Annotated in this window: 10 protein-coding genes; 9 read left to right on the top strand and 1 reads right to left on the bottom strand. The window is 33.6% G+C overall.

Annotated elements, in window-relative coordinates; genetic code table 11:
- Positions 1–14 precede the first annotated feature (14 nt).
- The 5 genes from H510_RS0107630 to H510_RS0107610 all read left to right on the top strand — a co-directional run bounded on the left by H510_RS0107630 (position 15) and on the right by H510_RS0107610 (position 6,326).
- Entirely contained in the window at positions 15–1,475 is a 1,461-nt protein-coding gene (locus H510_RS0107630) for a SusD/RagB family nutrient-binding outer membrane lipoprotein (protein ID WP_081659228.1), read from the top strand.
- 171 nt (positions 1,476–1,646) lie between these two features.
- On the top strand, positions 1,647–2,855 hold the full coding sequence (locus tag H510_RS0107625; RefSeq protein ID WP_026903781.1) for a glycoside hydrolase family 10-like protein: 1,209 nt from the start codon (positions 1,647–1,649) through the stop codon (positions 2,853–2,855).
- Between the two features lie 7 nt (positions 2,856–2,862).
- The gene (locus H510_RS0107620) at positions 2,863–4,263 is read left to right on the top strand and encodes a DUF5009 domain-containing protein (RefSeq protein ID WP_026903780.1); all 1,401 of its coding nucleotides are present in this window, start codon (positions 2,863–2,865) and stop codon (positions 4,261–4,263) included.
- Positions 4,264–4,598: 335 nt separating this feature from the next.
- Complete coding sequence (locus H510_RS0107615; protein ID WP_026903779.1) at positions 4,599–4,922, top strand: hypothetical protein; 324 nt, start codon at positions 4,599–4,601, stop codon at positions 4,920–4,922.
- 96 nt (positions 4,923–5,018) lie between these two features.
- On the top strand, positions 5,019–6,326 hold the full coding sequence (locus H510_RS0107610) for an ammonium transporter (RefSeq protein WP_026903778.1): 1,308 nt from the start codon (positions 5,019–5,021) through the stop codon (positions 6,324–6,326).
- Between the two features lie 129 nt (positions 6,327–6,455).
- Here H510_RS0107610 and H510_RS0107605 read toward each other — a convergent pair whose 3' ends face one another.
- Positions 6,456–7,019 (bottom strand): hypothetical protein, encoded by a 564-nt coding sequence (locus H510_RS0107605; RefSeq protein WP_036692277.1) that lies wholly within the window; start codon positions 7,017–7,019, stop codon positions 6,456–6,458.
- Between the two features lie 1,151 nt (positions 7,020–8,170).
- Here H510_RS0107605 and H510_RS0107595 point away from each other — a divergent pair.
- The 4 genes from H510_RS0107595 to H510_RS0107580 all read left to right on the top strand — a co-directional run.
- Positions 8,171–9,730, top strand: coding sequence for a type I restriction-modification system subunit M (locus H510_RS0107595; RefSeq protein WP_026903776.1), 1,560 nt, complete (start codon positions 8,171–8,173; stop codon positions 9,728–9,730).
- A 5-nt stretch (positions 9,731–9,735) separates the two neighbouring features.
- Positions 9,736–10,485: a DUF3800 domain-containing protein gene (locus tag H510_RS0107590; protein ID WP_026903775.1), complete on the top strand. Its 750-nt coding sequence runs from the start codon at positions 9,736–9,738 to the stop codon at positions 10,483–10,485.
- Entirely contained in the window at positions 10,482–10,967 is a 486-nt protein-coding gene (locus H510_RS0107585; RefSeq protein WP_026903774.1) for a hypothetical protein, read from the top strand. The genes H510_RS0107590 and H510_RS0107585 overlap by 4 nt, the downstream gene beginning before the upstream one ends.
- A gap of 138 nt (positions 10,968–11,105) precedes the next feature.
- Positions 11,106–11,486: restriction endonuclease subunit S (locus tag H510_RS0107580; RefSeq protein ID WP_026903773.1), on the top strand; the 381-nt coding region annotated here is incomplete at its 3' end.

The raw sequence follows: 11,486 nt of genomic DNA, 5'->3' as shown, positions 1-11,486 counted from the left end.
TTAAATAAAAAATCATGAAAAAATTAATATATAGCGTATTTTTCACCACGTTAATGCTTGGTTTCCAAAGCTGTGGGAAATTTGACGATATGAATGTTGACCCTGTAAATCCAACTGAAGTTTCTCCTGATCTCCTGTTTTCTGGTGCATTAAGAAACGGTACTCTAAATTGGGATATTTACCAAATAGGTCAAAATCTTCATGCAGATCAATTTGTGCAATACTTTGCCAATGTTAATCCGGGTTTTCAAACAGACCAATATGTTAGTAATCCAGGCTGGATAGCTACTTTCTGGAATACTTATTATTCAAGTTATATAGTGAATATTCAGAATGTAATCCGCTTAACAGAGGCAGACCCAAGTCAGAGCAACAAAACTAATATGGCTAGAATTTGGAGAGTATGGCTTTTTCAAAGAGCTACGGATTATTGGGGTGATATTCCTTATAGTGAGGCAGGAAGAGGATTTGATGGATTAAGAACTCCTAAATATGATACTCAAGAATTTATTTATAATGATATGCTTAAAGAATTAAAGGAAGCTTCGCAAGCACTTGACAATACTAAGCCAATCAGATTCACTGCTAATGATTTAATTTATAATGGAGACCTTAACAAATGGAGAAGATTTGCTAATTCTTTAAGACTGCGTATAGCAATGCGTTTGACTAAAGTAGCACCTCAAACCGCTAGACCTATTGTAGAAGAGTTAATGACAGAAAATAATTTTATTGCAGATAATGCTGGTAATGCTCAAATGAACACCCAGCCAACTGGACAGTTTATCAATCGTTATCCATTAGCTATTTTATTCAATTTTGATGAGTTAAGAGTGAGTAAAACTATGGTTGATTTGCTAAAGGCAAAAAACGATCCTAGATTGGCAGTTTATGCTTCTCCTGTTGAAGGAGTGACTCCTACAACTTATGAAGGATTAATTAATGGACTAAATGCACAGCAATTGGGTCAGCCTGCAAATGCTAAGAACTTGTACTCAAAAATGGGAAATCTTATAAGAGCGGAAGGTACACCTATAGATATATTAACATTTTCCGAGGTATGTTTTCTGAAAGCAGAAGCAGTACAAAGAGGATGGGCAAGTGGTAACGCTCAAGATTTTTATAATGCTGGTATTACGGCTTCATTTATAAAAAGAAATATTAATAATACCACAACGATAAATAACTATCTAACACAGGCGAATGTTATTTATGATAATTCGTTACAAAGAATTATAGAGCAAAAGTATTTGGCCATATTTCCTGATGGCATGGAGGCATGGGCAGAATGGCGCAGAACAGGTTTTCCGCAACTATTGGCGATACCTAATCAAGGTGAAACCTCTGGCAGTGTTCCAAGAAGAGTCATATATCCACAAACAGAAGCTAATTTAAACTCTGAGAGTTATAATTCTGCTATTGAAAGACAAGGGCCAAACACAATGACAACTCGTATTTGGTGGGATAGACCATAATTGCTTAATATGATAAGCAGATGCGTGTTATAAGTAACTGCATCTGTTTATCATAATTGTACATCTTTATTTATCAGAAATAGATATAGAGTTTTAACGCGTAATATTAAAAAATTATAATGACAGTCAATTCTTGAGTATTTCAAACACACAGGATTAATCTAATATTGAATGTATAAAAAAATAAGAATTTGGGTTTTATTACTCATTACCATTGCTTTGCATGCTAACGGCCAAGTAAAACAAATAGAAGCTGTAAGAGGTGTTTGGGTACCTGCACCACGTTTTACTAAGGTATTACATAGTTATGAAAATGTACAGAAATTTGTAGGATTACTGGATAGCTTGAATTTTAATGCGGTCTTTCTGGTTTCTTATGCACAAACGCAAAGTATTTATCCTAGTAAAGTAATTAAGGAATATACCGGTTCAAAAAATTTAGCTGCAACCAGTATGTTAAGTCCGTATCTGAGTCAATATCATCAACCCTTAAAAAGCCCTACTGGTGACCCTGTAGCAGATTTAATTCGCCTAGCGCATCAACGCCATATTAAAGTGTTTTTTTGGTATGAGTACGGATTTATGGGAGATACCAAACCTATTACAGATAAAAACCCTTTGTTAGCAAAAAATCCTGATTGGCTGGGAATAGGTAATGATGGTAAGCCTGCAGCCTATCATCAAAAAGATTTTTATTTTAATGCATATCATCCAAAGGTTCAGGATTATATGATAAAATTAATTGAAGAAGGAATAAAATTATATCCTGAGGTAGATGGTGTACAAGGTGATGATCGTTTACCGGCTATGCCTAGAAATTCTGGTTACGATGCTTATACAGTATCTAAATATAAAGCTGAACATCAAGGAAACCTTCCGCCTCAAGATTTTAATGAAGAGAGTTGGGTAAATTGGCGAATTGCTATTTTGAACCAGTTTGGGAAAAGATTATATAAAGCTGCACATGCTTTAAAAAAGGATATCATGGTAAGTTTTGCTCCAAATCCTTACCCTTGGAGTAAAGAAAATTTAATGCAGGATTGGCCTAACTGGATAAAAGAGGGTATTTGCGATTTGCTGGCAGTACAATGTTATAGGTATAGTGCTGATGCTTATAAAAATACAGTATCAGAAGCGCTATCTTATGTTAATAGCAATCGTCCAAAACAGCTTTTTGCCCCTGGCATCATCTTAATGGAGGGTAATCAGATTAAAATGTCTGCTGATTTATTGAAACAACAATTGAAAATTAATAGAGATTTGAATATTAATGGCGAAATATTTTTCTATAACGAAGCTTTAAATAACAAAGAAATACAAAGTGTTTTTAAAGAAGTTTATCCATATAAAGCTAAATTTCCAGATGATCATCATCGCTAACTTTTAAATGAAAGTAGTTCATCATTATACGACCAGTCGTTTCTTATCCTTAGATGTTTTAAGAGGGTTGGCTATTTTACTGATGGTATTATCAGGAAGTATCGCTTTTGCAGATTTTATGCCTGCATGGATGTTCCATGCACAAGTGCCGCCGCCAAAGTATGTGTTTAATCCTGAAATAGCGGGAATTACCTGGGTTGATTTGGTTTTTCCTTTCTTTCTATTCTCTATGGGGGCAGCTTTTCCACTTGCTTTAAGCAGTAAGCTAGAAAAATCGGGTATTTTTATTGTTTTATTGCAAGTAGTTAAACGTTATGTTTTACTTGTCTTTTTTGCAATATTTATCTTTCATGGGAGGGCTTGGGTAATGAGTGAGCGTCCCGGGATGACTGAAAACTTACTTTCTGTAGGCTGCTTTATGCTTCTTTTTTTATTGTTTTCTAAAACCAATTTTGAAAGTAAATCTTTTTCCATAGGCAGGCAAATTTTTGCTTTTTTTATCGCCATGCTTTTTCTTGTTTTTTACCCTTTTAAAGAAAATGGATTTGATTTTTACCGTAGTGATATTATTATCATTGTACTGGCAAATATGGCATTGTTTGGTTCTACTATCTGGATTTTAACTCAGTATAAACCTGGATTAAGACTGGCCATACTTCCGCTTGTTATGGGTATATTTCTTTCTGCTAAGGTTGATGATAGCTGGGTAAGTCAGGTATTTAAGTGGTCGCCTATACCTTGGGCCTATAGTTTTTATTATCTCAAATATTTATTCATCATCATACCGGGTACTTTTGCGGGCGATTGGCTTTTGGAAACTAAGCAAAAGCAAGTAGTTATAAAATCATCAGTTACAACTTTAGCGATAGCTGTTTTATCTATTTTATTGGTAGTTATAAATGTTACTTTATTGTTTTCCAGAGCACTTAACATAAATGTTTTAGTAACTATAGGTTTTTCGTTACTTATTATTCTCTTGAGTAGAAAAGCAGCGTTACATTTACTTTTTCAAAATTTTATAAGATGGGGTATTTTCCTACTTATTTTGGGTTTGGTTTTTGAGCCTTTTGAAGGGGGGATAAAAAAAGATCCATCAACCTATAGTTATTATTTTATTTGTAGTGGACTAGCTTTTTTAACTCTTGTAAGTTTTATGTTTTTAGAATCAGGAGGTTATTTTAAAAGTGTTTTTAATTTTATTGCTAAGGTAGGGCAAAATCCTATGATTGCTTATACCTGTGGAGCTCTTTTTTTACTTCCTTTATTAAAAATCACTGATGCAGAAATACTTTTAAATGCGTTAAATTTTAATGCTTGGGGTGGCGTTAGCAGAGGATTCATATTTACAACGTTGGTAGCCTTAATAACCTCATTTTTTACTGTCAAACGTATTTTTTGGAAAACTTAATTTTCGTTTCTTTATAAAATAATGTTTAAGAGAATGCTGCTTTTATCAAGGCAGTTTCTAGGTTTACTATAAATCATTCCCTTTTTCTGCAATCATTTTCTTCTCACTAGTCTCATTACCTAGTTAAATTCATGATTTATTGAACTAAATCCTCAGGTTTTTATTAATTTCTTGATTTCTTCTTAATTTTTTATATCAATTTAATGGTTTTATTGTATTAAATAATTGTTTTTACTAATTTTTTAGTTTTTTTACGCATATTTTTTGTATAATTATTATAAATTTTCAATAATTATTATACTTTTGATGATTATATACTGATTTATGTCATAGTTATGAGGTTTTTTGCCTTAATTTTATTTTATTGCATTGCTTCATGTCTTTTTGTTTGTTTAGAAGGAAATTCAAATAAGAAAATTCCTTCTGAAGTATCTTTTTATGAAAAAGCTTCTTTAGCTGGACATATTCAAGAGGCTATTCTTGAAACTACTTTTGTTAAAAACTTTGAATTTAGGCTACAAGCGCAGGTTTTAAAAAAAGAAGGTTACAGGCTTGATATTTCTTCGCTAAGTTTTAGTTGTATTGGTCAAGCATCCATGCAATTTGTCCTTTCTATTTTTCAAAAGTTATTTCTATTTCCATTTCATGTATTTTTTTAGTTGACTTATTATTAACCTACCTGATGAACATTTTTAGCAGATGATAACATTTGGTATAGTTATCTGTCCATTGGTTTTAACTTAAAATATTTTAAAATGAAAAAGATTTTACCTTTTGCCGTATTGGTTGTTGTGCTTTTACTGGCTTTAATTTTCCCTTCTGTTGATGTTAACAATGTTGAGAATTCTACATTAGATACTGGAGATACCGCATGGTTACTTGTTTCTGCAGCTCTGGTTTTATTAATGACGCCTGGCCTTGCTTTTTTTTATGGGGGTATGGTAAGAAAGAAGAATGTAATTTCAACCATGTTACAAAGCTTTGTTTGTATGGGTGTAATTACGGTAATTTGGGTGGTTTTTGGCTTTAGCCTTGCATTTGGGGAAGATATTGGTGGTGTTATTGGTAATCCATCAACATTTTTTATGATGAAGGGTATGCTAGGTAACACTTCCTGGTCATTAATGCCTACAGTTCCTTTGGTTCTTTTTGCTATGTTTCAACTTAAGTTTGCTGTTATTACTCCTGCTTTAATTACAGGTGCATTCGCAGAGCGTATACGTTTTAATTCTTATCTTATTTTTATTTGTTTATTTATAATTTTTATATATGCTCCTTTAGCGCATGCAACTTGGCATCCTATGGGGATTTTGTTTGAAAAAGGTGTGTTAGATTTTGCAGGAGGTACTGTTGTACACATGTCTGCAGGTTGGGCAGCCTTGGCATCTGCATTATACTTAAAAAGAAGAAATACGCCAGATCATACACCTGCCAGGATCAGTTACGTTATTTTGGGTACTGGTTTACTTTGGTTTGGCTGGTTTGGATTTAATGCAGGTTCAGCAGGAGGTGCGGGTTCCTTAGCGGCAACCGCTCTTGCAACTACTACTACTGCTTCTGCTGCTGCCGCAATAGCTTGGGTATTTTTTGATATTATGTTGGGTAAGAAGCCTTCTGCCGTGGGAACTTGTATTGGGGCTGTAGTTGGTTTGGTAGCTATTACTCCGGCGGCAGGTTTTGTTACTGTTTCTAATGCTTTGGTTATTGGAATTATAGCCGCAGTAGTAAGTAACCTAGTTGTTATCTGGAGATCTAGAACAAGTATTGATGATACTTTGGATGTTTTTCCTTGCCATGGTGTTGGTGGTATGGTAGGTATGTTATTAACAGGGGTTTTTGCGAATCAAGCCGTAAATACTGCCAATACCACAGGAAACGGTCTTTTTTATGGGGAAACGCATCTGTTTCTGGTACACTTAGCTGCATTGGTAGCCGTATCAGTGTTTTCTTTTGTAGGTGCATTTATATTGTTAAAAGTTACCGATTTAATTAGTCCTTTACGTGTTACACCTGAAGAGGAAAGTGCCGGATTGGATATTACTCAGCATGCTGAGGAGCTTTAATTGATATTTTTAAAAGGGGCCGGAGTTAATTCCGGTCCCTTTTATTTTAGCTCGATAAAGATAAAGTATATTGTAATGCTGATAGAAAGCTTAGCAATGTCCTTTACTGTCGTTTGTTGAAAGAATGCTTTAAACCTGAATTACTTCTTCTTTTATCGTTTGGTTACCCGGTAAGTCTGTAGCTGTTACTCTTATTGTAGTACCTAGTAGGGTAGGGTTATTTGCTGTAACGGTATAAATCCAATCAAGTCCGTTTTCCTGTAATAAAGCTACGCCGGTCTCTATGTTATTTCCGTTGGTATCCACCAGTTCTATTTGCACTGTTTCTACGCTAAAATTGTCTACAGCTCTGATTAAGATTTCATTACCGATTTGGCCATTATAGGCTGTTAAGGTTATTTTCTTTATCGTTGGAGATTTACAGAAATCTGCTAAAGCCAAATTATAGGCACTTTGTCCGGGTTTTACCAATGCTTCATACCATTGTTTACGTATGGGGTCGTTTGTAACTGCTTTGGCATAAAGCGTAGCTTCTTTAAAGCGCTCTTTTATCGCTTCTTGGTTTTCTGTAAAAGGAGCAGTTCTTATGCCTCTTTTGGCGATAATTGTTTTACCTGCTACTTGACGAAATACAAGCATCTTACCAATTTTACCACTTGAGCCCATGACTAAATCATTTTCTATTACTTTCATAATTGTTGAATTTTAAAAATTAATTACTCTGTTTTTACATCTTTATTTACCGGTAAGCGATGCGTGATGCAAACATAAAGAGGTATTATGTAAATCCCTAATACATTGCGTTTTATGGCTTGTATTTGCAGGTTTTTGGTGTTTTTGAGCGGTTATGACATTTTTTAGTTATCCGTGGTTTTTCAGCTTTTTTGTAATGAGGTTTTTTTTGAGAAGCGTTAATCTGCCAGAAGTTTAGCTTTTAAAATAAAGGTGTTTTAGGGGAGGCTTAGTGTATTTTTTTATTGTAAAGTTTAAAAATGAGCCTTCGTTTCTAGGCTTTAGGGGCACTTTTTTAGAAAAAGTTTCTGGGCTGTAGCTGTAAGGTAGCCGTAAGGTTGCTGTAAGCTAGCGGTAAGTAAGGGGGCTTAGTGTATTTTGATAGTTTTCTTAAGGGATGATTGGGGAAGTTAATCTTCGTCTTTTTTCTGCTGTTAACTCATCGTTTTTTTTAAAGTTAACAGCAGACCAGACGAGCGTAGGTTTTACATCTTTGCAATTGTGATGAAAGTAAGGGAAAGGATGTACGGTCTGAGGAGATCTAAAGGGATTCCAAAAAACTCGCTGGCATGAAATACAGTTACAGATTGATGTTTGAGTAGCTTAAACTGCTTTCGGATATCTTTCATCATTTTGCTACAGGTGCGTTCGCTTTTACCGCTAATTCTCATGAGGTCAGCGATGTAAATAAATAGTCTTGTAAATTTTTGTTCCATAAGTTTCTAAAATTTGATTATTCAAAAATACTTTTCAAGTATTTGATTTACAATAGTTTGAATATTTTTAATAAACTGTGAATTGGCTCTCGAAGCGCTCTAAAAAAATGATAATGGTAGTAAAACAAGCTTTTAAATTTTGCTAATGCTTGTCGAGGCGATATTATGATTTTGATAATGATGAAAATGGAGTGTTTTAGCTTTTAATGGTAGGGAATGGCAGTGGACTGCTTGATTTTGGGGATAGAGGTATTGAAGATTAATTCTTATGATACTTGAGAATTATTTGTTCTAAATAAAATCAGTAAGTTTTTATTTTAAGACTCGCTAAGTTTTGTATTTTTAGAAAATTCTACTTTGAGGATTATAAAACTTTAATTCTTTAAATAAATTCAAATGTCAGAGGAACACAAAAAGATGCTAGAGCAGCAGCTCTGGAATATAGCCAATACCCTAAGAGGGAAAATGAATGCCGATGAGTTTCGCGATTATATTTTGGGATTTATTTTCTATAAGTACTTGGCAGAAAAAATGGAAATGTTTGCTAATTCTATATTAAAGCAAGATCATATCCAGTTCAGAGATATAAAAGAAAATACAGAAATTGGTTTAGAATATATACAAGCTATACGGGAAGAAGCTTTAGAAACCTTAGGTTATTTTCTAAAACCATCTGAACTTTTTAGCGAAATTGCAAAAAGAGGAAATAGCGATACCAATACGTTTATTCTTGAAGATTTACAGAAAATTCTAATCAATATTCAATTAAGTACAATGGGTACTCAAAGTGAGGAAGATTTTGATAATCTTTTTGAAGACATGGATTTGAATAGCACTAAGTTGGGCAAAACAGCCGAAGCTAGAAATGCTATCATCGTAAAAGTATTGGTCCATCTTGATGAAATTGATTTTAGATTAGAAAATACAGAATTAGATGTATTAGGTGATGCTTATGAGTATCTGATTGGACAATTTGCAAGTGGGGCAGGTAAAAAAGCAGGAGAATTTTATACCCCACAAGAAGTATCAAAAATATTAGCCAAAATTGTTACAACAGGTAAAAACAGATTAAAATCTGTTTATGACCCTACTTGTGGCTCGGGGTCTTTACTTTTACGTGTTGCCAGAGAGGTTAAGGATGTAAATAACTTTTACGGGCAAGAGATGAACCGTACCACGTATAACCTTGCTCGTATGAACATGATTCTTCATGGGGTACATTACATGAAGTTTGATATTAAGCAGGAAGATACCTTAGAACACCCTCAGCATTTAAATGATATGCCCTTTGAGGCTATTGTGGCAAATCCGCCATTTTCTGCAAATTGGAGCGCTAATCCTTTATTTTTAACTGATGACCGCTTTAGCCAATATGGAAAGTTGGCGCCTGTAAGTAAAGCAGATTTTGCTTTTGTGCAGCACATGGTTTACCATTTGGCAGAGAACGGTTTAATGGCTATTGTATTACCACATGGCGTTTTATTTAGAGGGGCAGCAGAACAACATATTCGTAGGTATTTAATAGAACAAAAGAATTATTTAGACGCTGTTATTGGTTTACCTGCTAATATTTTCTATGGCACAAGCATACCAACCTGTATTTTGGTATTTAAAAAGTGTAGAGAAACACCAGATGATATTTTATTTATAGATGCTAGTAAAGACTTTGAAAAGGTAAAAAACCAAAATGTTTTACGTGAAGAGCATATCGATAAAATTGTTGATACCTACCGTAATAGAACGGTTATTGAAAAATATAGCCATGTAGCTACTTTAAAGGAAGTTATTGAAAATGATTTTAACCTGAACATCCCGAGGTATGTAGATACTTTTGAGGAGCAAGAAGAAATTGATATTCATGCTGTGATGCAAGAAATAAAGGTTTTGGAGGCAAAAAGAGCTGAACTTGATAAAGAAATTGATATTTACCTGAAAGAACTAGGCCTAGTTTTTTGATTTTTATGAAGAAGCCAACAATTAACATATACTGCGATGAAAGCTGCCATCTGAAGAATGACGAAGAGCCAGTAATGGTCATAGGAGCGGTCTATTGCCCAATTGAAAAGAAGGAGGAAATTTTTGAACGTTTGTATAGCTTCAAGACTAAACACCACCTTATCCCTAAAAATAAGAAGAATGACAGGGAGAATCGTACTTATTATGAATTAAAGTGGAACAAAGTTTCTAAATCAAAAATTGAGTATTATAAAGATGTAATTAATTATTTTTTTGATGATGATGATTTGCAGTTTCGGGTATTAGTTGTCTCTAATAAATCTGCTATTGATTATGGTAGGTTCAATCATACACATGATACTTTTTACTATAAAATGTATTTTGGGATGTTAAAAGCCATTTTAAATCCTGAAAATTCGCATCACATTTATATAGATATTAAGGATACCAGAAGTATAGAAAAAGTACATAAGCTCGAGCAAGTTTTAAGGAATGATAAATATGACTACTCTAAGGAAATTATTAAAAAAGTACAGCAAGTAAGGTCTCATGAGGTGGAAATTTTGCAATTAACCGACTTATTAGTAGGAGCTACTGCTTATGTGAATAGAGGATTAGCAGAAAGTAAAGCTAAAAACGAATTAGTCAATCTTATTAAGCACCGTTCTAAATATTCTTTAACAAAATCCACTTTATTGAAGGAGCGAAAATTCAATATTTTTATTTGGGAACCCCAGAAACCATATTTTGTATGAGTTTAGTATTTCCGGATTTAATATCTTTCAATGATTTCGGAGGTGATTTTCCATCTTATTTTAAAACTATTTATTCAGTTTTTTATCAGGATTTTATTGTTAGCCAACCTGTTTTTGAAGGATTAGAAGTATCTGTGAGAAAATATCCAGAGGTGGACGGAATGCATCGTACATTTTATCATATTACACATGAAGGAGAAGATGAGAACAATAGACAACCTGATCTTAGAAGAATGGAGAGAATACGTTTTCCAAAGTTTGTTATCGGAAATTTTAAACATGAAGAAATACTCATTTGGAAAAATAGAAGAGGAAAAGACGAACGAATTGTTTTATTTAATGAAGCCGAAAATTATATCGTGATACTAACTGAAAGAAAAGATTACTATCTATTTATCACCGCTTATTTTATTGAAAAAGAACACAGGAAGAAAAAGTTATTAAAGGAATATGAAGCGTATATAAAAACCAAAACCGCTTAGTGGAACTAAACGGCTTCTCATACTCCTTTAACACTTACAACCAATGAAGGAATGGTTACTGAGCTGGTGCAAAGGTAGAAAATAAAAATATAAATGCAAATAGATTCAATCCCTAATGTTACATAAGAAGATAGTAGTATGACCAATATAAAAAAAATAGGTAAAAGTGTGGCTAATGTTCCCAATTTAAGATTTCCTGGCTTTGAGGGGGCATGGGAGGTTAAGAGGTTGGGGGAGGTTGCAAAATTTTCAAAAGGGAAAGGTATTTCAAAAAGTGATATTACTGAAGATGGAATGAACGATTGCATAAGATATGGTGAGCTTTATACATATTATGGTGAAGTTATTAAAGAGATAAAATCGAAGACGAATTTGCAAAAGTCTTTATTAGTACTTAGCGAGGATAATGATGTTATAATTCCTGCATCTGGTGAATCTAAAATCGATATTGCTACAGCTTCTTGTGTTTTAAAATCGGGAGTTGCATTAGGAAGTGATTTAAATATTATTAAAACAGAT

It is taken from the genome of Pedobacter glucosidilyticus DSM 23534, from assembly GCF_000425145.1.
GTDB classification, from domain to species: domain Bacteria; phylum Bacteroidota; class Bacteroidia; order Sphingobacteriales; family Sphingobacteriaceae; genus Pseudopedobacter; species Pseudopedobacter glucosidilyticus.
This window is presented reverse-complemented; position numbering and strand designations above follow the sequence as displayed.